Source organism: Alkalimonas sp. NCh-2 (assembly GCF_039631345.1).
Classification (GTDB): domain Bacteria; phylum Pseudomonadota; class Gammaproteobacteria; order Enterobacterales; family Alteromonadaceae; genus Alkalimonas; species Alkalimonas mucilaginosa.
The window spans coordinates 1,044,410-1,069,120 of the sequence record NZ_JBDIUV010000001.1 but is presented as its reverse complement, the minus strand read 5'-3'; the positions used below and the strand labels follow the sequence as shown (position 1 = coordinate 1,069,120).

General features: G+C 53.7%; 22 protein-coding genes. 17 read left to right on the top strand and 5 right to left on the bottom strand.

Going from position 1 to position 24,711, the window contains the following annotated elements; all coding sequences use genetic code 11:
• Positions 1–49: 49 nt before the first annotated feature.
• The 16 genes from ABC502_RS05225 to ABC502_RS05150 all read left to right on the top strand — a co-directional run bounded on the left by ABC502_RS05225 (position 50) and on the right by ABC502_RS05150 (position 18,568).
• The gene (locus tag ABC502_RS05225) at positions 50–577 is read left to right on the top strand and encodes a type II secretion system protein (protein ID WP_345915109.1); all 528 of its coding nucleotides are present in this window, start codon (positions 50–52) and stop codon (positions 575–577) included.
• Positions 578–594: 17 nt separating this feature from the next.
• Positions 595–1,071 carry a prepilin-type N-terminal cleavage/methylation domain-containing protein gene (locus tag ABC502_RS05220; protein WP_345915108.1) on the top strand — a complete coding sequence of 159 codons (477 nt, stop codon included), beginning with the start codon at positions 595–597 and terminating at the stop codon, positions 1,069–1,071.
• A 13-nt stretch (positions 1,072–1,084) separates the two neighbouring features.
• Entirely contained in the window at positions 1,085–1,543 is a 459-nt protein-coding gene (locus tag ABC502_RS05215) for a type II secretion system protein (RefSeq protein WP_330089228.1), read from the top strand.
• Positions 1,537–2,070 (top strand): prepilin-type N-terminal cleavage/methylation domain-containing protein, encoded by a 534-nt coding sequence (locus ABC502_RS05210; RefSeq protein WP_345915107.1) that lies wholly within the window; start codon positions 1,537–1,539, stop codon positions 2,068–2,070. Before ABC502_RS05215 ends, ABC502_RS05210 begins: the two co-directional genes overlap by 7 nt.
• Positions 2,070–2,870 (top strand): type II secretion system protein, encoded by an 801-nt coding sequence (locus ABC502_RS05205; protein WP_345915140.1) that lies wholly within the window; start codon positions 2,070–2,072, stop codon positions 2,868–2,870. The genes ABC502_RS05210 and ABC502_RS05205 overlap by 1 nt, the downstream gene beginning before the upstream one ends.
• Positions 2,860–3,327, top strand: a complete 468-nt coding sequence (locus ABC502_RS05200; protein ID WP_330089226.1) for a type II secretory pathway component — start codon at positions 2,860–2,862, stop codon at positions 3,325–3,327. The genes ABC502_RS05205 and ABC502_RS05200 overlap by 11 nt, the downstream gene beginning before the upstream one ends.
• Positions 3,324–6,659: a DUF6701 domain-containing protein gene (locus tag ABC502_RS05195; protein WP_345915106.1), complete on the top strand. Its 3,336-nt coding sequence runs from the start codon at positions 3,324–3,326 to the stop codon at positions 6,657–6,659. Before ABC502_RS05200 ends, ABC502_RS05195 begins: the two co-directional genes overlap by 4 nt.
• Before the next feature lie 207 nt (positions 6,660–6,866).
• Positions 6,867–7,910, top strand: a complete 1,044-nt coding sequence (locus ABC502_RS05190) for a rod shape-determining protein (protein ID WP_091345165.1) — start codon at positions 6,867–6,869, stop codon at positions 7,908–7,910.
• Positions 7,911–7,952: 42 nt separating this feature from the next.
• On the top strand, positions 7,953–8,801 hold the full coding sequence (gene mreC / locus ABC502_RS05185) for a rod shape-determining protein MreC (RefSeq protein WP_345915105.1): 849 nt from the start codon (positions 7,953–7,955) through the stop codon (positions 8,799–8,801).
• Positions 8,801–9,283 (top strand): rod shape-determining protein MreD, encoded by a 483-nt coding sequence (gene mreD / locus ABC502_RS05180; RefSeq protein ID WP_330089223.1) that lies wholly within the window; start codon positions 8,801–8,803, stop codon positions 9,281–9,283. Before mreC ends, mreD begins: the two co-directional genes overlap by 1 nt.
• A 10-nt stretch (positions 9,284–9,293) precedes the next feature.
• On the top strand, positions 9,294–9,866 hold the full coding sequence (locus ABC502_RS05175; protein WP_345915104.1) for a nucleoside triphosphate pyrophosphatase: 573 nt from the start codon (positions 9,294–9,296) through the stop codon (positions 9,864–9,866).
• A complete protein-coding gene (gene rng / locus ABC502_RS05170; RefSeq protein WP_330089221.1) occupies positions 9,863–11,326 on the top strand; it encodes a ribonuclease G in 1,464 nt (487 codons plus the stop codon). The genes ABC502_RS05175 and rng overlap by 4 nt, the downstream gene beginning before the upstream one ends.
• A complete protein-coding gene (locus ABC502_RS05165; RefSeq protein ID WP_345915103.1) occupies positions 11,326–15,180 on the top strand; it encodes a YhdP family protein in 3,855 nt (1,284 codons plus the stop codon). The genes rng and ABC502_RS05165 overlap by 1 nt, the downstream gene beginning before the upstream one ends.
• Complete coding sequence (locus ABC502_RS05160; RefSeq protein WP_345915102.1) at positions 15,158–16,006, top strand: carbon-nitrogen hydrolase family protein; 849 nt, start codon at positions 15,158–15,160, stop codon at positions 16,004–16,006. The genes ABC502_RS05165 and ABC502_RS05160 overlap by 23 nt, the downstream gene beginning before the upstream one ends.
• The gene (gene tldD / locus ABC502_RS05155) at positions 16,003–17,442 is read left to right on the top strand and encodes a metalloprotease TldD (RefSeq protein ID WP_345915101.1); all 1,440 of its coding nucleotides are present in this window, start codon (positions 16,003–16,005) and stop codon (positions 17,440–17,442) included. Before ABC502_RS05160 ends, tldD begins: the two co-directional genes overlap by 4 nt.
• A 130-nt stretch (positions 17,443–17,572) precedes the next feature.
• Positions 17,573–18,568 carry a branched-chain amino acid aminotransferase gene (locus tag ABC502_RS05150; protein ID WP_345915100.1) on the top strand — a complete coding sequence of 332 codons (996 nt, stop codon included), beginning with the start codon at positions 17,573–17,575 and terminating at the stop codon, positions 18,566–18,568.
• A gap of 52 nt (positions 18,569–18,620) precedes the next feature.
• Here ABC502_RS05150 and ABC502_RS05145 read toward each other — a convergent pair whose 3' ends face one another.
• Both ABC502_RS05145 and ABC502_RS05140 read right to left on the bottom strand, forming a co-directional pair.
• A complete protein-coding gene (locus ABC502_RS05145) occupies positions 18,621–19,475 on the bottom strand; it encodes a hypothetical protein (RefSeq protein ID WP_345915099.1) in 855 nt (284 codons plus the stop codon).
• A 173-nt stretch (positions 19,476–19,648) separates the two neighbouring features.
• Positions 19,649–20,488, bottom strand: a complete 840-nt coding sequence (locus ABC502_RS05140) for a hypothetical protein (protein ID WP_345915098.1) — start codon at positions 20,486–20,488, stop codon at positions 19,649–19,651.
• Between the two features lie 285 nt (positions 20,489–20,773).
• Here ABC502_RS05140 and ABC502_RS05135 point away from each other — a divergent pair, with 285 nt between their 5' ends.
• Complete coding sequence (locus tag ABC502_RS05135; protein ID WP_345915097.1) at positions 20,774–21,844, top strand: hypothetical protein; 1,071 nt, start codon at positions 20,774–20,776, stop codon at positions 21,842–21,844.
• Positions 21,845–21,881: 37 nt separating this feature from the next.
• On the opposite strand, the gene ABC502_RS05130 is transcribed toward ABC502_RS05135, so the two are convergent.
• The 3 genes from ABC502_RS05130 to yjgA all read right to left on the bottom strand — a co-directional run bounded on the left by ABC502_RS05130 (position 21,882) and on the right by yjgA (position 24,643).
• Positions 21,882–23,483 (bottom strand): PH domain-containing protein, encoded by a 1,602-nt coding sequence (locus ABC502_RS05130; RefSeq protein WP_345915096.1) that lies wholly within the window; start codon positions 23,481–23,483, stop codon positions 21,882–21,884.
• Complete coding sequence (locus tag ABC502_RS05125) at positions 23,476–24,033, bottom strand: PH domain-containing protein (protein WP_330089209.1); 558 nt, start codon at positions 24,031–24,033, stop codon at positions 23,476–23,478. The genes ABC502_RS05130 and ABC502_RS05125 overlap by 8 nt, the downstream gene beginning before the upstream one ends.
• An 88-nt stretch (positions 24,034–24,121) precedes the next feature.
• Positions 24,122–24,643, bottom strand: a complete 522-nt coding sequence (yjgA, locus tag ABC502_RS05120; protein ID WP_345915095.1) for a ribosome biogenesis factor YjgA — start codon at positions 24,641–24,643, stop codon at positions 24,122–24,124.
• Between the last annotated feature and the right edge of the window lie 68 nt (positions 24,644–24,711).

Here is a 24,711-nt window from a genome sequence, read left to right as displayed (position 1 = left end):
TTTTAACAAGTCGCTCTATACTAAAACAAAGTAACTCGGGAGATGGACGATGAAAAAGCAAGCAGGTTTTACCCTAATCGAATTGGTGATAGTGGTCATTATCTTAGGATTACTGGCTGCCACTGCGCTGCCTCGATTTTTAAATATTACCGAGCAGGCGGAAGATGCTGCTATCGATGGTGTGGCTGGTGGTTTCGCCTCTGCTGTCGGGCTGGTGCGTGCTCAATGGGAAGTCGAAGGCCGGCCTGCAGGCGAGGTTTTATACGATGGAGTCCCCGTAGCGGTAGGAACCAATGGGTACCCAAATGGTGGTGGGGCTGTGACAGCCGCAAGTTGTGCCACCATTCTTGAGGAGATTTTGCAAGCAGCACCACAGGCAACAACAACGGATACTCAGGCTGCGAGACGGCAGGCAAGTATTTTTGTGCGTACTGATGGTGATGCAACCTTGTGCCGTTATTATCAAACGCAGTCTATCCGGGCTATTGCAGATGGTGGTGTGGTTGATTCGACCACTCAAGGCAACCTTTTCCAATATGAACCGGGCACAGGCTTGGTTCGCGTATTTAAAAACTGACAGGACTTATTGACGTGATGAAAAGAAATCAAGGTTTTACATTGGTTGAACTGATTATTGTGATCGTTATTCTGGGTATTTTGGCGGTGACGGCTGCGCCACGGTTTTTAAATTTGTCCGGTGATGCACGTGCCAGTACGTTAAATGCAATCAAAGGCTCGTTGGAATCAGCATCCGCTTTGGTGTATGGCAAAGCCATTATTGCCGGTGTGCAGAATCAGGGTACCGCGACAGTAACGGATCCGGCGGGAGATATTGCTACTGTATTTGGCTACCCGGCAGCAACTACAGCGGCTATAGCAATTATGCTGGATCTGGGTGAGGATGATTGGACAGTGGTTGCGGTAGCAGATGCAGAGCCAGCGACTATTGCGATTACGCCAGGTAGCACCGCTTATACAGCAACAGAAGAGCAAGCCTGTCAGGTGCTCTACACCCAGTCTGCAGAGGCCCAGGCCAAACCCATCATTACTGTGCAAACGGCAGGCTGCTAGTTAAGGAGTCCGTATGGTCAGGCAGTACAGGTCATCGAACGGCTTTACCCTGGTAGAGCTGATTGTGGTGATGGTACTGCTTGGTATTTTGAGTGTGACTTTGCTGCCCCGCTTTTTTAGCGGGGCAGGTACGTCTGAATATCAGTATCGGGAACAGGCTCTGGCGGTGCTACGCCGGGTGCAGCTCCAGGCGATGCAATGTACCGATAGTGTTTTTTGTCCGGAGGCTCAGTTAGCATTAAGTGCATCTGCTTTGGGCATCACTGCGGATTGTCGTAACGATGCAACTCATCTCTGTATCGCCAGTCGCGATAATGTCACCTTAAGCGCTAACTTTAATCAGCTTAGCTTTGATACCCTGGGGCGCCCGCAGGGTTGTGCTGTGGCCTCACCGGCTTGTGTCATTACCATCACTGGTCGCAATAGCCTGCAAGTCTGCATTGAAAGCCAGGGGTATATCCGGTCATGTTAGCCACTAAGCAGCAAGGCGTGACTCTGATTGAGCTGGTGATTGGCATCACCGTGCTGGCGGTGGCGTTAACGCTGATCACATCGGTCTTATCACCACTCTTTGTCCGCAGTACCGATCCCTGGCATCAGGTGCGGGCGGCTGAATTGGGTCATAGTTTAATGAATGAAATCCTGGCCCGCTCTTTTGATCAACAGAGCGACCGAAGTGGCGGTTTTTTGCGCTGCGACGAGGGCGGCCCCCCCTGTACTGATCAAAATGACTATGGTCCGGATGGCGCTGAAACCCGGCTGTGGTTCAATGATGTGGATGATTTTCATGGTTTTGGCGCCGAGGGCAGTGCCATTCTCAGTAATATTCTGGCTGCAGAGTTGAATGATGCTTATCGGAATTACCAGGCTGAGGTCTTTGTGTCTTATGTTGATCCTGATCCGATTACGAATCGTTCTCCGTTGAAACGCATTGATGTGATCATTACCACGCCAACCAATACCGAAATCATCTTTAGCGCCTACAAGGGGAATTGGTGATGGTTGGTCGTGGCTTTACTCTGATTGAGCTGATTACCAGCATCGTCCTGCTAAGTATTTTGGCTATTTCGGTGACCAGCTTTATTGGCTTTGCTGCCCGGATGTTTGTGGATGTCAGCGAACGTGAACAACTGCTGGGGCAAAGCCGTTTTGCGATAGAGCGCCTAAGCCGCGAGTTGCGAAGTGCCGTGCCTAACAGTGTGCGCATAGCCAGCAGTGGGACTGTGCAATGTCTGGAGTTTACGCCTTTTGTCCTGAGTGGTTTGTATCTGCAGGCACCCATCAGCCCGGATGCTTCGGCTGAGCTGGAACTGGCCAGTGCTGCTGGTTTTGATGCTGTACAGGGCAATGAGCGGTTGGTGCTTTACCCACGTGACGCTGCCGATATTTATGATGCATCACGGGCTCAGAATGCGGCCTTAGAGGGCATTACCGCCGGAGCCTCACCTGCATTGGCGGTAGCGAATCTGACCGGCATTCACAGTTTTCCCCAGCACTCGCCTGAACGGCGCTTTTATCTGTTGGCAGCGCCTATCAGCTATTGCGTGCAGGGCAGCCAGCTTTGGCGTTATTCGGGCTATGACTTTTCTGCCAGCCAGCTAGCGCCTGCCGCCATGGGCACCGGTGTTTTAATGGCCGAGGGTTTGAATACGGCTGTACTGCCTGCAGGACAGGTATTTCGCTACGATGCGCCGGTGCTGAGCCGCAATGCCGTGGTGCATATTGTGCTGAACTTTGGCAGCACCTTGACTGACGACTTGTTTTTCAACCATGAGGTGCATCTGCCTAATGTACCTTAACATAAAACAACAAGCAGGCAGTGCGTTGGTGGTGGCCATTTTTGTGATTGTGGTGATCTTCGGCTTGCTGCTGGCAATGAGCCGGCTGCTACAAAGCAGCAGTGAATCGGTGGTGTACGAAGTCTTGGGGACCCGAGCCCTGTTTGCTGCCCAAAGTGGCCTGGAGTTGGCAGCAACGGAGCTTTTTCCTTTATCAGAGCCAACAGCAAACTGCCCGGATAACCCGGTGACCTATTGGTTTGCTGGTGAAGGTTTGCATCAGTGCCGGGCCTGGGTGACATGTAGGCCGTCCGGCTCCTCGGCAGAGGAGCAGTTGGAGTTGGATGGACGCAGCGGTCATTTATTCCATCTGACCAGTATCGGCCAATGTCGCAGCCTGGCGGATTGGTCGCAGCCTTCTTGCCAAAGCAACGAGCTCTGCACCAGTCGAACGGTACAGATGGAGGTGGGCTTGTGACTCATGGTGCAAGGCTGTTGCAGTGGGCGCTTTGGCTCTGTCTTTTGCTCAGTGCGGCGGCGGCAGCAGTACAATGCGATGAAATCTGGACACAGGCCATCCGTAGCAATAGTCCTGTACCGGCAGTGATCAACTATCCGGCACCAAACCCCAGCTTTCCTGAACCATTACAGGCTGGTGACTATTACTACGACAACAATGCAAACTGGCAAATTCCCGCCAATACGATCCGAACTACTGTTGCACCGACGGCGCGTTTATTTATCAACGGCAACTTGACCATAGGCGCCAATAGTCGTTTAAACGACACGGGTGTTGCTGAACATTTTATCCTGGTGGTGAGTGGGAGTGTCACCATTCAAAGTGGCACCCGTATCAATGGTTTTATTCTGGCTGGTGGAGCTATCACACTGAATGATAATGTACAGATCCAGGGAGGCATTACAGCCAAAGGCGCTTTGGCCAACTTTGGTGCCACTGTGCAGTTTGACGCTAATGCACTAACCCGGCTGCAGGGTGGAGGCTTGTGCAGTGCTACATTGGGGTGCCAGACCGATAATTTCAGTGATGGGCTTCTTTCCGAGGACTGGGTCACTTCGCGCAGCAGTGGTACCTTTACTCCCTCTATCGTGAATGGTCGCCTGCGATTAACCCAGGCGGTTGGTAACCAATCGACCTCTGTTACTTTTCAACGGCTGTTTCCTGCTGCTGACAACCTGGTCATTATTGAGTTTGATTATTTTGGCTGGTCACCTGCCAGTGGGCAAGGCGCTGATGGCATAGCCGTCATTTTGTCGGATGCCAGTGTTACCCCGCAACCTGGTGCCTTTGGCGGGTCGCTCGGTTATGCGCAAAAGGGGCCCGGTACGGATTGCCCGAATTGTCCGGGCTTTGCCGGCGGCTGGCTTGGGATTGGCCTGGATGAATGGGGGAATTTTTCCAACCCAACCGAAGGCCGGGTAGGTGGCCCAGGTTTTCGCCGTAATGCGATCTCTATTCGTGGGGCGCAAGCAAATCAGTACCGTTACCTGGCCGGGACGGCTGCCGGCCTTTCTCCACCCATTGATCAGCGGCCAAGCAACACGGCGGCACCGGGGCACCGCTATCGCATAGTTATTGACTCGCGCTTATCTGGCCAGGCACTGGTATCGGTAGCGCGGGATGTGAGAGCAGGTGCTGGTTTCCAAAACCTGGTGGAGCCTTTTAATGCCTTGGCACAGCCCGGTCAGGGAGCTGTGCCAGAGAATTTCTTTCTGTCTTTTACTGGTTCAACCGGCGGTTCCAACAATAACCATGAATTAGATAATGTCAGTATCTGCGCCCTGCGCTCTTTACCTGTTGGGGTGCAAATTGATCATTTTGAGTTTGACCACAGTGGCCAGGCGTTGACCTGCCAGCCGGAAACTTTAACGGTAAGGGCTTGCTTAAATGCGGATTGCAGTCAGTTGTATACTGAGCCGGTTACGGCCACTCTGAGCCCTCAGTTGGTGCCAACTGGAGAGTGGCTTGGTGGTCATACTATCAACTTCAGTGGTGGCAGCACTACGGTGCAACTGCGGCGTAGCACCCCAGGCTCAGTCACTGTTGGTGTAAGCGGCTCTGTGCCGGGTACCCGGCCCCTCAGCACGACCTTGTGCCGGGCCGGCAGCGGGCCGAAGAATACGACCAGTTGCACACTGAACTATGCCAGCAGTGGCTTTGTGCTTGAAATACCGGATGGGATTGCCAATCAGCCTGACTCCGATGTGCGCCTGCGGGCCGTTCGTCAGAGCGATGCAACTCAGGCTTGTGTGCCCGCTTTTTCTGATGTCACCCGCACAGTGCAGTTTTGGTCCGATTACATTACCCCCGATGCCAGCAGCCGGCCGGTATCCTGGCCTATTCTGGTGAATGAACAAGCTGTCAGCCTGTCAGGTACCAGCCCCAGCAGTCAAGTTTTGACTTTTAATGCGGCTGGCGAAGCTGTGTTGCAGGTGAACTATGCCGATGCAGGTCGGGTGCAGCTTACTGCGCGCTATCAAGGCTCAGCTGCCACCGAGGATGCCGGTTTGGTGCTGCAAGGGGCCGGGCAGTTTAGCAAGCGCCCTTACGGTCTCTGCGTACAGACCGCTGCAGATTGTGCGGCAGGCAATGCCAGCTGCCCGATGTTTGCACGAGCAGGGGAGTCCTTTCCTGTAGTTGTCAGTGCTCATGCCTGGCAGGATGGAGCCGCTGCGGTGTGTGCTATGCCAGTCACGCCAAACTTTAGCCTGGCTGGCATTGCGTTAGAGCAGGAGCTGTTGGCACCGGTGGATGGTATACCAGGCCAGTTGCAACCTGCCAGCTATCAGCATCAACGCGGTCTGACGGGGAGCACCCAGATCGATGCATTGCTCACAGAAGTGGGGGTCTTTCGCTTAACTGCCCGGCCTGCGCCTTTGTCTTATCTTGGAATGACGATACCGCCCGCCAGCAGTCAGCCGGTAGGACGGATTACGCCGGATCATTTTACCTTGTTGTATGCCGATATTACGTCAGGCTGTTCAGGCTTTAGCTACATGGGGCAAGAGATGGACTGGTCGCTGGATCTTCAGGCGCGAGCAGTATCTGGCCAGCCGACGTTCAACTATGTTGGTGACTTTGCCCGTGCAGCAGTGCAGTCTGACTTTGTCGCCGAAAATGCCAACAATGGAGTGGTGCTATCCAATAGGCTGGAGCCAGCTGGTCCGACATTGCAATGGCTATCGGGCGAAGCCAGTTGGCAGCAGACCGTTGTTTTTGGTCGCAGCCCAACGCTGGATGGTCCGTTTCAGATGATGCAATTTGGCCTGGATTTTGTCGATGGCGATGGCATTGGTTTGAGCGGGCTCGATATGAACCCTGGTACGAGCAGCGATTGTGCTTTGCTGGGGGAGTGCAGTGCTATCCGCTTGGCTGGTATGCAGGATATTCGCTATGGCCGGCTGGCGCTGGAGAGTGCCTTTGGGCCAGAAGATGAGCCATTGCCACTGGCCTTTCGAGCGGAATACTGGGATGGCGAACGTTTTGTGCACAATGCAGCTGACCACTGTACGCAAGTAACGAAAACTGAAGATTCGCTGACGACAGTGGAGGGCCCCTCTACACTTAGCCTTGATGGAGTGGGGGGATTGCTTGAAAATGGGCGTTTCCCAGCACAGACGTTGTACTTGAATCCTCCAGGCCTAGTTAACTACTGGATCATTGAGTATCGGGTGGATCCCTGGCTGCGAGATGGTGGTGTTAATTTGGATCAGAACCCGCAGGCTGAAGTGTTCTTTGGCCGCTATCGCGGCAATCCACGTCGGATCTACTGGCGTGAACCATTGCCATAAAGCGCTGTCGAAGCCATCAATTCAACGAATTGTTCTTTTCTGCAAGGAATTCAGTAAAAATGCTGGATAAAGCTGTTTTCTTGCGGCATTGTTACATAGAATAACCACAGAATTTTTGTCTATCTGGCACCCGAGACTGCAGGCAGCCCCTTAGGGCTCTGGCTGACAGCATCCGGGCTTGACTGAGCATAAGGATCAATCAGTTCCATGTTTAATAAACTGCGCGGTATCTTCTCCAACGACTTATCCATCGACCTGGGCACAGCCAACACTCTTATTTATGTGAAAGATCAAGGTATTGTGTTAAATGAGCCTTCAGTGGTTGCTATCCGGCAAGAGCGGGCCGGTGGCCCTAAGAGTGTAGCTGCGGTCGGTCATGCCGCTAAGCGGATGTTGGGCCGAACGCCTGGCAATATCAAAGCCATCCGGCCGATGAAAGATGGTGTAATTGCGGATTTCTATGTCACTGAAAAAATGCTGCAGCATTTTATCAAGCAAGCACATAGCAACAGTTTCCTGCGGCCAAGTCCGCGGGTACTGGTTTGTGTACCTTGCGGCTCTACCCAGGTTGAGCGTCGTGCTATTCGTGAGTCTGCACAGGGTGCAGGTGCCCGAGAAGTGTATCTGATTGACGAGCCGATGGCAGCTGCTATTGGCGCGGGTATGCCGGTGTCTGAAGCGACGGGTTCCATGGTGGTGGACATTGGCGGTGGTACCACCGAAGTGGCCATTATTTCATTGAATGGCGTGGTTTACTCCTCCTCGGTGCGTATTGGTGGCGATAAGTTTGACGATGCCATCATCAATTACATTCGTCGTAATTACGGCATCTTGATTGGCGAAGCCACCGCAGAGCGCATCAAAACTGAAATTGGCTCGGCCTACCCAAGTGATGATGTGCTGGAAATTGAAGTGCGTGGTCGTAATTTGGCCGAAGGGGTACCACGCAGCTTTACCATGACCAGCAATGAAATTCTGGAGGCACTGCAAGAGCCATTAGCGGGTATTGTCAGCTCGGTGATGGTGGCTCTGGAGCAATCACCGCCAGAGCTGGCATCGGATATTTCCGAACGTGGTATGGTGCTGACCGGTGGTGGCGCTTTGCTGCGTGATCTGGATCGTTTGCTGATGGAAGAGACCGGTATCCCGGTGGTGGTGGCGGATGAGCCGCTAACCTGTGTGGCACGCGGTGGTGGCAAAGCCCTGGAAATGATTGATATGCACGGTGGTGATGTATTCAGTTATGAATAATCCACAATGGTGGTGGCAGCTCTATGCTTTTAGGGCTGCCTGATGAACCCGATTTTTGAACGAGGTCCCTCTTTACGACTGCGGTTAGTTTTTGCGCTGCTACTCAGCGTCTGCCTTATGGTGGTCGATCGTTATACCGACAGCTCCACTCAGATACGCAGCTATTTGACAGCCGCCGCCAGTCCGCTGATTTACATCGCCAGCTTGCCCCAGGTGATTTTAACCGGTGCTTCTGAACAATTTATGTCGCATCAGCGCTTGCTGGCAGAAAACGACGTACTGCGGGAGCGGCTGTTGCAGCAAAGTGGCAAGCTGCAGCGATTGGAGTTTTTGCAGCAGGAAAACAATAAACTGCGCGAGTTATTGGGATCAGCTCCTGTGGCCGAAGGGCAGCGCTTGGTGGCTGAAGTGTTGGCCGTGTACAGTCACCCATTTAGCCACCAAATTGTACTGAACAAAGGCAGCAACGATGGAGTGACTGAGTTCCAGCCATTGATCGATGAGTTGGGTATTTTGGGGCAGGTGGTTAGTGTTGGCCCCACCAGTAGCCGGGCTTTGCTTATTACCGATACCACCCACGGTATTTCTTTGCGCATTGAACGAACCGGAGTCAGCGTCGTGGCTGAAGGACTTGGCCAGTGGGACCGCATTCGCCTGGTGCATTTACCACACAGCATTGATATCCAGCAAGGCGATCGTTTGGTGACGTCGGGTCTGGATGGTCGCTTCCCGGAAGGCTATCCGGTTGCCCGGGTTAGTCAAATCCAGCGTGATGTCAGTCAGCCGTTTATGCAGGTCCATGCAGAGCCTTTTGCCCAGTTGGATCGCATTCGTTATGTCTTGTTGCTCTGGCCTCAGGTTGAGCAGGTAATGCAAGAGGAAGAGCACTGATGCAAAAAGCCAAGGGTATTGGTGTTATTTATTTATCCTTATTACTGGCATTGATCTTAATGGTGATGCCCATGCCTGCCATGGTCAAGCTCTTCCGGCCTGATTGGGCTTTGCTGGTGTTGTTGTACTGGGTGTTGGCGTTACCCTTTCGGGCTAATATTGGCACTGCCTTTGTGGTGGGCTTTTGGGTCGATGTGCTGGTCGGGACCGTTTTAGGGGTGAATGCACTGGCATTCTCTTTGGTTGCCTTTGTGGTGGCCTCAAACCATCTGAAGATCAGGAATTTTTCCGTGCTGCAGCAATCCTTGTTGATTGGCTTGTTGCTGGCTTTGTACCATTTGCTTATTTTCTGGTTAAGCCACTTTCTGACCGGCGTTTACTTTCTGCCTGCATACCTGTGGCCGGTGCTCACTGGTACTCTGGTATGGCCATGGATTTTCTGGCTGCTGCGCCGGGTGCGACGACAATTTAAAGTACGTTAAGAACAAATCGATGAAAACTACCATTGGATTGGCTTCGGCCTCACCGCGTCGGCGTGAGCTGCTAAGCTTACTGCAACAGCCCTTTGAACTGGTTCAGGGCGAAGTGAATGAATGTCTGCTACCTAATGAGGCGGCACTGGACTATGTACAGCGACTGGCTCGTAACAAAGCGGAAGCTGGCCTTGCTGCCTGCGCGGGACGGATGCCGGTGCTTGGTGCCGATACTATCGTCGTGATTGACGATCAAGTGCTGGGGAAGCCTCGGGATCAGGACGACTTTCGCCGGATGATGCACCTGCTGTCAGGTCGCATCCACCAGGTTCATACCGCTGTGGCTCTGGTCTTTAAAGGGCAATTGTTGCAGCACCTGGTCAGTACCAGGGTGCACTTTTGCGTTCTGTCTGATCAGATGATCAGCGAATACTGGCACAGTGGTGAGCCGGCAGACAAAGCCGGTGGCTATGGTATTCAAGGGATAGGTGGTCGTTTTGTGGTGTCGCTGGAAGGCAGCTACAGTGCTGTAGTTGGTTTACCGCTGTACGAAACGGACCTGTTGCTGCAGCAGATGGAGGAAGCACTATGAGCTCTGAGCTGTTGCTGAATGTGACGCCCAGTGAGACCCGGGTGGCGCTGATTGAAAATGGGGTGTTGCAGGAAGTCCATATTGAACGTCAGGCCAAGCGGGGCTTAGTGGGCAATATTTACGTTGGCAAGGTCAGCCGGGTGTTGCCGGGGATGCAGGCCGCCTTTGTGTCCATTGGTTTAGATAAAGCTGCTTTTTTACACGCTTCCGATATCGTGCAGCCTCAGTTGGGTGAAGACGCCGAACCATCGTCAGTCAGTAAAGACATACGCGGCCTGGTACATGAAGGGCAGCTGTTGCTGGTGCAGGTGGTGAAAGATCCTTTGGGCACCAAAGGGGCCCGCTTAACCACCGACATTACCCTGCCTTCACGTTATCTGGTGTTTATGCCCGATGCCAATCATGTTGGTGTGTCGCAACGTATTGAAAGTGAAACAGAGCGGGCACGCTTAAAAGCCGTGGTCTCGGAATTTATTGATGAACACAGCGGCTATATTATCCGCACTGCCGCAGAGGGCGCGGGTGAGGAAGAACTGAAGCAGGATGCGCGCTTTTTAAAGAAGCTTTGGGCTAAAATCAGCAAACGCAAACAAAAAACCCGCAAAGAAGGCCGGGTGTACGAAGATCTCAATTTATCTTACCGGATCCTGCGAGACTTTATTGGCACCGATCTGGAACGGATACGCATTGATTCCAAGCTGACTTATCAGGAATTGCTGGCCTTTACCGATGAGTTTATTCCTCAGATGACCCCTTTGCTAGAGTACTACCCAGGCGAGCGGCCAATTTTCGATATGTTTGATGTTGAAAATGAGACCCAACGGGCATTGGAACGCAAAGTGATGCTAAAAAGCGGGGGCTACCTCATTATCGACCAGACCGAAGCGATGACTACGGTCGATGTGAATACCGGAGCTTTTGTTGGCCATCGCAATCTGGAAGACACCATCTTTAACACCAATATTGAAGCCACTCAGGCCATTGCCCGGCAGTTGCGGCTACGCAACCTGGGGGGCATTATTATTATCGATTTTATCGATATGCAAAATGAAGAACATCAGCGTCGGGTGCTGCATAGCCTGGAAGTGGCGCTAAGCCGTGACCGGGCTAAAACCAATATTCATGGCTTCTCTGCCTTGGGGCTGGTGGAGATGACGCGCAAAAGAACCCGAGAAAGTCTGGAACATATTCTCTGTTCCGATTGTCCAGTATGTAAGGGCCGTGGCAGTTTGAAGACGGTAGAAACTGTCTGCTTTGAGGTGCTGCGGGAAATTGTACGGGTGAATCGGGCTTACGATGCTGATGAGTTTGTGGTGTATGCGTCGCCAGCCGTGAAGGATGCCTTAACCAATGATGAGTTTCATAATCTGGCGGAAGTTCAGGTATTTATTGGCAAGCAAATTAGTGTTCAGTTGGAGCCCCTGTACAATCAGGAACAATTCGATGTGGTGATGATTTAGTGCAAAAAGTCGGACGGCTTTGTTTATTTTGTTTGCACAAACTGTGGCTATTGCTGGCTGTCAGTTTGGTGCTGCTGGCGGCGCTGGTATCTATCCTGCGTTACAGCCTGCCTTATGCCGCACATTATAAAAGCGGGATAGAAACCTTTCTCTCCAGTCAGTATGGAACTGAAGTGCGTATTGGTGAGCTCAGTGCCAGCTGGCAAGCGGGTGGCCCGGCTTTATTGCTGCATGAACTGGAGTTTGCCAGTGACAGCCAGCAATTGGGATTTTCCGTTGCCAAAGCCAGTATTCAGCTGGATTTTTGGCGCAGCATCCGCAGTATGCAGCTGCGCTCCAGCCATGTTGGACTCTCTGGTGTTGAATTGCGTTTGGTCGCTGATCATCTGCTTGCTGGCGGTGACGACAACCGGCAGGAGCCACTGACCGAGGCCCTGGAGCAGCTGTTTTTCCGGCAGCTACAGCAATTTATTATCCATGATAGCCGCGTCCGGCTGGAGTTAGCTCACAGCGCCCCGATTTGGCTGTCTGTACGGGAGTTGAGCTGGCGAAATCAAGGGTTGCGTCACCAGGGGCAGGGCCGCATTGCGGTTGAGGGGGTGACCGGTAACAGCTTGTCCTTTGTGTTGGATCTACACGGTGAGCGACTTGAAACTACCTTTGGTCAATTGTATGTGCAAAGTGAGCAACTGGACATTCAGCCCTGGCTTCGCCAATTTTTGCCGGAGCTGGCTGAATTGGAGTACGCCCACGTCAATCTACAGGCCTGGGGTCGGGTAGATCAAGGTGCGATTCAACGCATTCAGGTGGATTTGGCTGATAATACGCTGGGATGGCACGACCAGCAGCAACAGCAATGGCTTAAACTCAGCCAGGGGCAGTTGCTTTGGTATCCGCACAGCAGTGGCTGGTCCCTGTTCTCGTCTGAATTGCAGTTGAGCGATGCTGAACAGAGCTACCCCGGGATAGAGTTGCAAGTACACCGTAAACAGCAAGCGGTGTTTGGCCAGTTGCAGCAACTGCAGTTGGATGCACTGCAACCACTGATTGCCTTGATAGCAGAACAGCGCAGTGAGCTGGCTATGTTGGCACGACTGCAGCCAGGTGGACAAGTATCAAAGTTGTCCTGGCAGGTGCAACCTGATGACTGGCAACTGACAGCAGAGCTGGTGGACCTGCACAGTCAGCCTGATGGCGATATTCCTGGTGTGCAACAATTGAACGGTCACCTGGTTGCCGCGGCGGGCTTTGCTGAGCTCGAGCTGCACAGCCAGGACAGTGCGTTGCTCTGGCAGGGAGCATTCAGCGAACCGATGCGTTACCAGCAATTGCAGGCCAGGTTGCAGTTGCGTCAAAGCCGGAATAACTGGCAGCTCCGGGTGCATCAGTTCAGTATGCAGGATGAGCAGGTACAGGCTGATGCTCAGTTGGTGCTAAACTTTTCTGACCAGCCAGAGTTATTTCTACTGGCAACAGCCGATGGGGTAGCGGTCAGTAATGCCATGCACTTTTACCCGCGTCATTACATGCCTGCAAGTATTATCGATTACTTATCCGAATCCCTGCAAGGGGGCGAAGTCCGCCATGCCGCCACGCTCTGGCATGGGCCTTTGGCCAGCTTTCCATTTCGTCAGCAGGAGGGCGTGTTCCAGTCGACCGGTCAGGTAGAGCAGGGTCGGATGCAATTCCAGCCGGACTGGCCGGAACTCACTGGTATTGCTGCCGAACTCTGGTTTGAAAACAGTAGCATGCAGATTGAAAGTCGCGCTGCACATTTGTTAGGGCTGCATATCAGTGAGCAAGTGGAAGTCCGGATTGATGACTTGTTTCAGGCGGACACCTTATACATCGCGATTGAAACCGCGGCCGAGGCGCATGAAGTGCAAGCTTTGATGCAGCAATCCCCGCTAGCGGGCTCGGTAGGTGAAGCATTGGCCTATGTTGGTTTGCAGGGGCCGGTTCAGAGCTCGGTGCAGCTTGCTATTGGTCTGCAGCAGCCCAGTGTGCGGGCGCAGGGCAAAGTACGGTTTGATGGTAACCAGGCCTATTTGCGGGCTCCCGAACTAAAAATTGAACAGATCAGCGGCCAGCTGCAGTTTGATAATGACCGGATTGATGCTACTGAGCTTGCCGCCAGTTGGCTGGGATTGCCTTTTGCACTGCAACTGACGGGTCAGCAAGACAATGAGCAATACGAGCTGGGACTGCAATTGGCAGGACAACAGGACGCTGCCCAGTTGCTGAGTAAACTGCCCATCACACTGCCTGAGTTGGCCAGTGGGGATGCCGGCTGGCAACTGCAGTTGGATGTGCAATTGCCGGGTGATGGTTTTGCCTATCAGGCCCAGCTGCAGGCCAATTTTGACCAGACCGAACTGGCATTGCCGGCTCCTTATGCCAAAGCCGCTGGCGAGGAAGCAGCTCTGGAAGTCTGGGTGCAGGGTACTACCGAGCAGAGCCTGATCCGAGCAGCGTACTCAAAGCCACTGTATTTTCAGGCCCGTTTGCAACACGATAGCGGTGCGATGGATCAGGTATTGCTTCGGCTGGGAGGGCGGCATTACGGAACTCTGGAGCCAGGCCTGGTGGTGGATATTGAGCTGGAGGCAACCGAATTGATGCCCTGGTTTGAGCTGTTACTGCCTCCACTGACGGCGGACACGCAGGGGACCCACCGCCTTTGGCCTGCTTTAAGCCGGGTGCGGGGCCGGGTGGCCAGTATGCAATTGACCGACCAGTTGGCATTGCATCAGACCCTGTTCGAACTCACTCCCAATGAGGAGTACTGGGGGTTGCAGCTAAATGGCGCTGAGCTGGCCAGTCAATGGCGTTTTTATCACGACTGGTATCAGCGTGGCATCGAAATAGAGATGGATTATCTGCGTCTTAAAGCGCAAAGCACTGAGCAGCCCCAAACCGACCAGCAGCCTGCAGCAGAGCGGCAGCCAATGACCTGGCTGCAGCAATTGCCTCCCATTCGGCTGCGCTGTCAGGACTGCAGCTATAACTCCTATGCGCTGGGGCAGGTACAGGCCGAACTGGCCAATACTGAGCAGGGCCTTGAGCTCATACGTTTACAGGCTGACTATAAGCGCAACCAACTGCAGTTAAGTGGGTACTGGCAACCAGACCATGGTCTTGGCCAGAGCCATTTTCAGGGCCAGTTGAGCAGCCCGAACTTTGGGGCCTTGCTCAGTGAATACGAACTCAGCAGCGCCATCAGCGGCAGCCGGGCAGATATTCTGTTCGACTTGCACTGGCAGGGTAGCCCGCTGCAATTTGAGCTGGCCAGTCTGGGGGGAACCGCCAGTTGGTTGTTGGGCGAAGGCTCTTTGTCTGAAGTCAGCGACAAAGGTGCCCGTTTATTTTCGCTGTTTAGCTTGAACTCTCTGATGCGAAAACTACGGCTTGATTTTCGTGATGTGTTTGCCAAAGGCTTCTATTACAATCGGATGCAGGGGGATATCAGCCTGCACCAGGGGGTGGCGCAAACCAGCAACAGCACCATTGATGGCGTGGCAGGCAATCTTAGCATGCAAGGCTATGCGGACCTGGTGAACCGTAAGCTGGATTACCAAATGACCTTGGTGCCCAAGGTGACCTCCAGTTTGCCAGTGATTATTGCCTGGATGGTCAACCCGGTATCAGGCCTGGCGGCGCTGGCGCTGGATGAAATGTTTACCTCGGCCGAAGTGATTTCCCGGGTTAATTTCACGGTAACCGGTACCATTGATGAACCTATCGTGACCGAGGTGAACCGTCATAGTACCGAAGTGCCTGTGCCTGTCCGGGTAGCGCAGCCAAAGCCAGGCGATGAATCCGAGTTGCATAATGACCAGCCGCATGGTGACTGACTGGCAACTGTCGGCCTTGCAGTGGTGCAGCACACCAGAGCCGGCCGAGAACCTGGCCAGGCTGCGTGCGTTACTGGCTTTGCTGCCAAGGCATCCGCATCATCTGGTGGTGCTGCCAGAGTGTGCACTTATTTTCGGTGGGCCCGAGGGCTGGCAGCAAGGTTTTAGCGAGCCACTAGGACAGGGGCCCTGGCAGAGAGAATTGTCAGCGCTGGCATGTGAGTTTCAGCTTTATTTACTGCTGGGCTCTTTCCCAACCTTAAGTACCGATCCTGCCCGCTTTTCTGCCAGCAGCTTACTGTTTGCTCCTGATGGCAGTTTGCTGGCCGATTATCAGAAACTGCATTTATTTGATGTCGAGGTGGCGGACAGCACTGGTAGTTACCGCGAGTCGGACAGTACCATGGCGGGTGAAAAAGTCACGCTAGCCGATTGTCAGGGGCTGAAGCTTGGTTTGACGATATGTTATGATGTGCGTTTTCCCGGCCTGATGCAGCAATTGGCAGCGCAAGGCATGCAGGTGCTGGCGGTACCCTCAGCGTTTACCAGGGTAACAGGTGCTGCCCATTGGCACAGCTTGCTGCGGGCCAGAGCCATCGAAACCCAGTGCTTTGTGGTGGCGCCGAACCAAACCGGTGTGCATGCCAATGGCCGTGAGACCTTTGGTCATAGCCTGATTATTGATCCCTACGGCCGGGTGCTGGCGGATGCCGGCGTTGAGCCAGGCTGGATTAGCAGCCGTATTGATCTGAACGAATTGACGGCCGTGCGTCAGGCCATGCCACTTTGGCAACACAACCGTTTTAATTGTGAGTTGACACCATGAACCGAGTCGAACAAAACCTGCTGCATGCCCATGACCTGACCGAGCAGCAGTTGCAACAGAATTTAGGCTATTTGCTGCAGCATCAACTGGATTATGCCGATCTGTATTTTCAGTCCAGCGTGCATGAGTCCTGGGTGCTGGAAGATGGTTTGGTAAAAGACGGCTCTTTCAATATTGAGCAAGGTGTTGGTGTGCGCGCCATCAGTGGCGAGAAAACCGGTTTTGCTTATGCCGATACCATCAGTCAGGATGCGCTGCTGCAAACCGCCACTGCTGCCCGGGGTATTGCCAGCCATGGTCAGCAAGGCACAGTGAAAGCCTTTAGCCGGCGGGAAAATCAGGCGATTTACCTGCCGTGTGAGCCACTGCAAAGCCTGAGCAATACCGAAAAAGTGGCCTTGTTGCATCAGATTGAAGCCTTTATTCGCACACTGGATACGCGGGTTAAGCAGGTGATGGTCAGTTTATCCGGCGTGTACGAAGAAATGCTGGTGGTGGCCAGTGATGGCACCTTTGCCACCGATATCCGGCCGTTGATCCGGCTCAATTGCTCCGTGCTGCTGCAGCAGGGTGAGCGCCGCGAGCGCGGCAGTGCCGGCGGTGGTGGCCGCAGCAATTACGATTACTTCACCGCCGAGGTGGATGGCAGCCCGCGCTGGCAGCAGTATGCCCGCGAAGCAGTGCGGATGGCACAGGTGAATTTGACCGCCATTGATGCACCGGCTGGCACCATGCCGGTGGTGCTGGGCGCTGGCTGGCCCGGCGTCTTGCTGCATGAAGCGGTTGGCCATGGCTTAGAGGGTGATTTTAACCGCAAGGGCTCTTCTACCTTCAGTGGCCGCATAGGGGAGCAGGTGGCGTCCAAACACTGCACCATTGTCGATGATGGCACCCTGGCGCACCGGCGTGGCTCGCTTAATGTCGATGATGAGGGCACCCCATCGCAGTACAATGTGCTGATTGAAAACGGCATATTAAAAGGTTACATGCAGGATAAACACAACGCCATGCTGATGAATACAGCGCCTACCGGCAATGGCCGCCGTGAGACCTTTGCCCATCTACCGATGCCACGGATGACCAACACCTACATGCTGGCCGGCGACCATGCACCGGAAGACATTATCGCCAGCGTGAAAAAAGGCATCTATGCACCGAATTTTGGCGGTGGTCAGGTCGATATTACTTCCGGCAAGTTTGTCTTCTCGGCGTCGGAAGCTTACCTGATTGAAAATGGCAAGATCACGGCGCCGATTAAAGGCGCAACCCTGATTGGCAACGGCCCGGCTGCGATGCAGCAGGTGTCAATGGTGGGCAATGATCTGGCACTGGATGCCGGCGTTGGTGTTTGTGGCAAACAAGGCCAGAGCATCCCGGTTGGCGTGGGTCAGCCCACCCTGAAGCTGGATGCCATGACGGTCGGTGGTACCCAATAGCTATAAAGCCTTAGCTGGTGGGATTAGTTTGCCACTCAGGCAGCCAGTGAGTACACTCAGGCCCTTACGGATTTGTTTTAGCAACCCGCCTCAGAGCGGGCTTAGACCCCGAACCTTACAGGAAGAAGTTATGGCAGCATTTGGTACCGTTTTTATGCCAGAAATGGCAATGGCCCGCTTCAGTGACGGCGCCTGGAGCAGCGCAGAGATTGTTTCATCCAACAGCATCAGCCTGCACCCGGGTGCGCATGTGTTGCATTATGCCAGCACCTGCTTTGAAGGCTTAAAAGCCTTCCGCCATGAAGATGGTTCCATCCATCTGTTCCGGATGGATCGCAACGTGGCCCGGATGCAACAAAGCAGCGAGCTGTTGTCGTTGCCTGCCTTTGAGGCGCCGATGCTGGAGCAGATGATCATCGACATCGTGCAGCGTTTTGCCGCCGAAGTACCGGCCCCGCCGGGATCCATGTACATCCGGCCGACGCATATTGGTACCGAGGCGGCCATCGGCAAAGCGGCGGCGCCGACCTTATCCTCCATGTTGTATGTGTTGCTGTCGCCGGTTGGTGATTACTTCGCTGGCGGTGCCAAGCCACTGCGTTTGTTGCTGGAAGAAAATGGTGCCCGCTGCGCCGCCCATATGGGCATGGTGAAAAGCGGCGGCAACTACGCCAGCGCGCTGCAACCGATTTTAAAAGCCCGCGCCAGTGTGCAGGCCGATCAGGTGCTGTTTTGCCCGGGTGGCGATGTGCAGGAAACCGGTGCCGCCAACTTCCTGCTGATTGACGGCAATGAAATCATTACCAAGGCGCTGGATACCAGCTTCCTGCACGGCGTAACCCGCGATTCTATTTTAACGCTGGCACGCGATCTGGGCATGACGGTATCGGAGCGAGAGCTAAGTGTGGAAGAGCTGCTGGAACGCGCGGCCAAGCCAGGCGCCGAAGCTGCGCTGTCGGGAACAGCAGCCGTGCTGACCCCGGTGGGCACCTTGATCCGTGGTACCCAGGAGCACCAGGTCGGTAGCGGTGAAGCCGGCCCGGTCACCATGAAGCTGCGCCAGGCACTGAATGCCATCCAGTGGGGCAAAGCGGAAGACAAACACGGCTGGCTGCGCAAAGTCTAAACCGTACTGCGCTTCACAACAAAGGCCCGTTTTGGGCCTTTGTTTTGTGCAGTTAATCCATCAGACCAAAGCTGGTTAACACATTGACCAGTGCCGCTTGCCAGGCTGGTTGCAACTTCTGGAGCTCATCTTCTGACAGCAGCATGGAAGCAGCATTCCAGCGCAGGGTAAAGGGGCTGATTTTGGCTTGCTGCACCCTTCCAGCGGTATCCAGTAGCAGGGCCTGCAGCACAAAATCGTGCTGGTAATCCCCATGGGCATCCGCTTCCAGCCACTGATCAAAATCGGCGACACTTAACTGCAGCATCAGCCAATGGCTGACGCCAAGCTCATCCGAAAGTGCACCCAGTAAACGGCGGGTGGGTTTGATATCAAGGTTAAAACGATCTTCGCGCTCGAAGATTGAGCTTTGTGGATTCCAGTTCATGACCAATAGATAGCGGGAGTCATCTGTAGCCTGAGCAGTTAGGTACCCTTCGAGTTGCCAGGCCGAAGAAGCGTCCCATGCCCAACTAACGGGCATTGGTTTCAGCGTGCATGGCTCTGGGGTTGGAAAAGCACAATCCAGATAGTTGTAGCGAGTAGTACCATGAATAAAACGAAACTGCTCGATGCTGCCCCAAAAAATATCTGGCTTGTGCTCACGATCCCATGGCAATTGGTTGTTCAACTGTGGCGCCTTAGCCAAGGTCGAGTGCAGCTCAGTCGTTATCTGCGATTGAAGCTGCGTCAGCAGGGATGCATTCACAACAGCCCCATAAGAAGATGAAGCTTTGTATAAGGTTGTGCCGCGGTATTTTTTGTTGTCTTTTCTTTGAAAGATGCGGGTGGTTGGGTGACTGTCGATCAGCCGTGGATCCAAAGATACAGGCAACAGGCCGACATGTGTCAGCTGGTTTGTGGTCATGATCCAATGTGGTGCGCTTTCATCGCTTTGCAGGGCACGGTATACCCGATATTTGTCTAGCCAGCCGTTTGGATCTTCATCCCAGTTGTAGTGGTTAAAATCTATCGTGCTGCAGGCTGCAAGGCTTGCAGTGAAGAGCAGTATCAGAAGGTTGCATCGAATTGTATGGGCCATTAGTGCATCCCTTTGATGGTCAATTGTAAGTTGGCAAATAGCTGAAACAACGCCTGAAAGGCGGGGCAGGCTGCATTGTGCTCACACTCAGCAATGCTTTGGCGGATATTGCCTGCATTCAGTTGATACCATATCCTGCGATCACTGCGGGTTAATGATGACCAGAAAAAGCCGTCATCGTAATAGCTGGTCCCGGCCTGAAAGCCTTCCGTTGCAGCGGCAATCACTTCTCCTTGTCGGTTAATCAGCACCGCCTGGTAAGCCAGCGATTCAAAAAACTCAGTCCCCAGTCTGGCTTTTTCGCCCCGCCCCTGCCAACTGCTTTGTGTCAGGTAGGGCGGTATGCTGCCTTGGGGAACCAGGGTATTGCGGCCAATAAAAAGTAGCAACAGACTGTCTGTTGCCTGGTACTGTGGTTGCTTCATTGCCTCAGCAAAAACGGTACTTGCTCCCCAGGCCAACAGAGAGTTGTGTTGTTTTTCGGTATTATGAGACAGCTTTAGGCCTGGGTAATGCTGATTATGCACCGCAGGGGGCGGCAGCACCGCAAGATCGGTATGCTGCTGCAACCATCGTTCTGTCATCTGCTGCAATGACATCAGCAGCTCAGCGGTAAAGGCAACCTCAACTATCCGATCATCAGAGAAAGTGTTTATCAGAACCGGTAAGCGGCCAGGCTGAATACCATCAGGCATCGGCAGGTTGCGCAGCACAAAAGGCGGCCTGGCGTTTTCCACCGAGCAGAGGGTGCTTTTGCCGCAACGAGCCCGTTCATCGGCCAGAGCAGAAGCTGTACTAAAAACAAGCAGGGTAAGTGCAATAAGCAGGGAGTGTTTCATGGAAATAAACTCAGATTACGGCAGGCGCGGGATTATAGCACAGAGAAAATAATGTTAATATTTGGTCTCTCAACCGTTGAAAGCGTCTGGAGCTGGGTTTCTGTTGTGCAAGTTACGGAGAAAAACACCAGTTACAGCTTGGCTTAAAAGCCCCGGCTCTTGCTGATGCTGTAAAGCCTCTGTTTGTGTACTAAAGATACAACGGTAGACATCACAATTAATTACAGTCTAATCCTGCAAGGTAGGATAGTGTGATCCGGCAACGAGGTGATTCGGAGAAACATCATGTGGCGTACTTTTTTTCCATGCTTGGGCTTTATTCTGCTGCTATCTGCTTGTGGTTCGGATCCGGATGCGGAGATTTCCCCGCCCCAGGAAGCACCTTTTACCTTTCAGCATCAGGGGTTAACCGGCATCACGGTCAATCGCCTCTACCAGCAACAGGACTGGCTATTAGCTGCCACCAGCGATGGACTTTACCTTAGTCATGGCGATGGCAGTTGGCAGCAAGCCGGTTTGGCGGGTTACTCCCTGTTCGATGTGGTTGCCATTACCGAGCAGCACTTTATGGCCAGTAGCTACCGGCAGGATGACGACGGCTATTTCCACTATCTGTTATTCGAAAGCTACAATGCCGGTGCCGATTGGCTGGAAGTTAAACACCAGTTTGGTTTTGCCGGGGAGGAAGAAGGCATATACGGCTTGCTTTATGATGCAGAAAAGAGCCGTTTGTATGCCTCCGGGATAGAGGTACTGGCCTATTCGGATGACTTTGGCCTGAGCTGGCAAATCATCCATGGTTTTTGGGGCGGCTTTGGCCAACCTAAGTCGGCCTTGGCTTATCATGCGCAGCACAACGAACTCTGGTACGGTGGCCAGGGTGCCATGGAAAACCCGGTGCTTTTTCAGGTACCGCTTGATGGCTCTGAGGCCACCATTTACCCGACATTATTTCCAGCTCCTGCGGTCGTCTACGGTATCCGTTTTGCACCCAATGATGCCGATACGCTGTACATCAGTGGCGAAGGCGGTATCGTAAAATCGACCGATTATGGCAATCACTGGCACAATCTGTTCGGCGATGTCGATTACCGCTTTTATTACGATCTGGCGATTGATCCTGCTGACCCGCAGCGACTCTTTACGGCAGGCTGGGATAAAAAGTTTGATGAGCCTCAGCCGCTTATTTTGGAGTGGTCGTACGATGGCGGTGCCAACTGGCAACGCTATCAGTACCCGGCCGCGGCGAGCTTCTATGGCGGTGTGCGTAGTATGCTGCTGGTACAAGAGCAAGATGCCACTGTGCTTTATCTTGGGTTATGGCGGGGCGGTATTATGCGGGTCACACCGCGCTGATCATTCCCGCTTTGTTATACTCTGTAGATGCAGCGCCTTACATCCAACCCTTACCACTGCTTTGGCTGTGGTAGAGGAAGGTATTTGCGATTTTATCGGCGTCCGGTGCGGGCATATAGGGCACGGTCAGGCTGCCGGAAGCAAACACCAGTTGCAGGTGCATCAAACCGGCGCGACGCATCAGCCAGTGTTGTTGGCGGCTTAATTGCTGCAGTTTGTACAGCGGCAGGCAGTAATAATCCACCCCTATCACACCGCGGCGCAGGTAGAAGTAGTGCTCATCCACTGCATAGCCAAAGCGGCGCCAGCGCAGCAGTAAAAGCCCCAGCAACAGCGCAAATAGTGGCAGTAACAGATTGGCCAGCAGCGCATCGTCCGGGCGCAATGCCCATTGGCTGAAGCCCAGTGCCGGCAACCAGAACAGCAACAGTGAGGGCAGTAAAAAGCGCCAGTTCACTGCTGAAAAGGCGGTGCCACTGACGTTTTGGTCGGGCATGGCCTCCGTCATCAGAGCTCCGGCCTGCTCTGGCTGCAATGCGGGTACCATGATTTTGCCGTGACCGGCATGTCCCTGCGCCGCAGCCATGGGCATGGATTGCACCTGTTCGTAGTACAGATTGCAGCGGCCAAAGAGTTTATCCAGCCAGTCTTGTTGCAACTGCAGCCACTGCAAACGCGAGGGGCGCATGCTGATTTCATGGCGGGTAAAAAGGCCGCTACGCCGGATATAGCGCTTTTCGCTGCGCGTCAGGGTAAAACCATAGTAACTCAGTACTGCCGCTGCAATCGAAAACAAGGTGATCAACAGCATGATCATCAGGGTTAAGGTGAGCACTGCCAGTCCCAGCCAAAACCAGGATTGCTGCTCCGGATTAAACCAGTGGGCGATATCCAGCCCGAACCGTTGCATCAAGTCGCCTGCCAGGTTGCTAAGTCGGTTGTAAAAAGGGGCCGCCAGGCCAAGTGCCAGCAGTACCCGGTTATTGCTGATACCGTACAGCACCAGATCGCCGACCGAACGCTGACATAGCAGCTGTTCGTCCTGACTGGGGGCCGCTGCCGGACTCTTTGTGACCATGCTGGTTTCGGCGGCCGGGGCTGGCTCTGCTGGTGCTTGCGCCTGGTGAACTGCTTGCTGACGCTGGCTGGTATAAATCGCTTGTTGCAACTCAGTAGCCAGTGCTTTGGGTAAAGCCGCCAATTGAGCTTCCTGTTGCCTGGAGCCGGCGGTATCGAGTTGCAGGCACAGATGCCCGGTTGGGCGGTAGTACAGAGGTTGCAGCAAGCGCACATTCTGAATGCGGCTAAAGGGCAAATTGAGCTGGGTTTTTCTGAGTACACCAGAGCGGATCTCCACCGTATCAGCATGCACCCGAAAACGAAAGGCCAGGTAGCGCAGCAAAGCAATCAACAGCAACAGGCCAATCAGTGCCAGAAGGCCGAGGGCAAAATAGCCGGGCTGGCGCTTGATGCCCTGATAAAACACCAGCAAGGTTGGTGCTAAATAAGCAAGGTTGCCAAAGACAGCTTTGATCAGCCGCAGCGCAAAGTACAGCAGGGCAATGGGTGATACTCGTTGCCAGTGAGTCAGCGACCGTAAAACCGGGGTGGTGGTCGCACTGGCGTGTGGTTCAGTCATGCTGGCGGTTATCCTTATGCTGCAGGATAAATTGACGGATCTTCTTGGCTTCAATCAGCGGCAAGCCGGGGATTTCGAAGGTATGCATGGCGCCACCGGCACTAAATACCTGCAAGGTGGCAAGGCCAGCCCGTCGTTCAATCGGACCGCGCTTGAGTTCGATGTGCTGAATACGCAAAATCGGCTGGGTGACGCTTTTCTCAAACAGCAAGCCACTGTGAAAACTGATATCGTGTTCGCGTAGAGCATAGCGCTTACGCGGATAGGCCAGCAGACAGTACAGAGTTTTCCATAGACTGGCGGCAACCAACAGACCGGCAAAACCCAGCAGCAGCTTATGATTCGACTCATCCGGTTGCCAGAACGGTTGCAGCCAGTAGGTCAGCGACAATAGCACCAGCAGGAATGTTACGCAGCTATTGAGCCAAAAGGCCAATCGGTTGTAACGGGGCGACAGCGGCTGCCATGTCAGTTGTTGCAGCTCTGGCAACAGGCTGGGTGGCAGCGGTGCATTCTGAAAAGGCGTTGCGTCGGATGAGCTGCTAGCCATACGGCAGTGTTCCATTTACCATAAGTACGCCGAATGGTAACTGAATTTAGTGCTGCCGACTATGGCTTTTCAAAGGGCGAAGGTTGGGTTACTCCGCCTCCACCACCCAGGGCCGGATCAATTGAAACAGTTCACGAAAGGCTTTCGGTGGCTGCTGTTTCTGTTGCTCTTTTTGCGCCTGACGGATCAGCTGACGCAGCTGCTGCACGTCTACCTCCGGGTACTCGGCAACAAAGGCGGTGACGGCATCTTTTTCTGCCAGCAGGCGATCGCGCCATTGTTCCACCAGATGAAACTTGCGGGTAGCCGCCTGGTTGGTATTGCGGATCAGCGCCAGCGCCTGCTCAATCGGTTCGATATCCCGGCTGCGCATTAAACGGCCAATAAACTGGATATGGCGACGCAGCGCTTCGCGCTTGCTGGATAGCTTGTCGGCCAGCAGCAAAGCATCTTTCAATTCGTCGTCCATCGGAACTTTGGCACGGGAGGCCGGTGCCAGTGCCAGCAGCTCTTCGCCCAGTTTTTGCAAGGCTTCCATTTCGCGCTTTACCTGGCTCTTGCTCTTTAGCTCTTCGTCTTCATCCCAGTCGCCGTGGAGAAATTCTGTCATCTTGTCACTTATCTGAGTACACTATATGCCATCATTATAACGTATCGCGGTGGGAAAGAGCAGCGCCT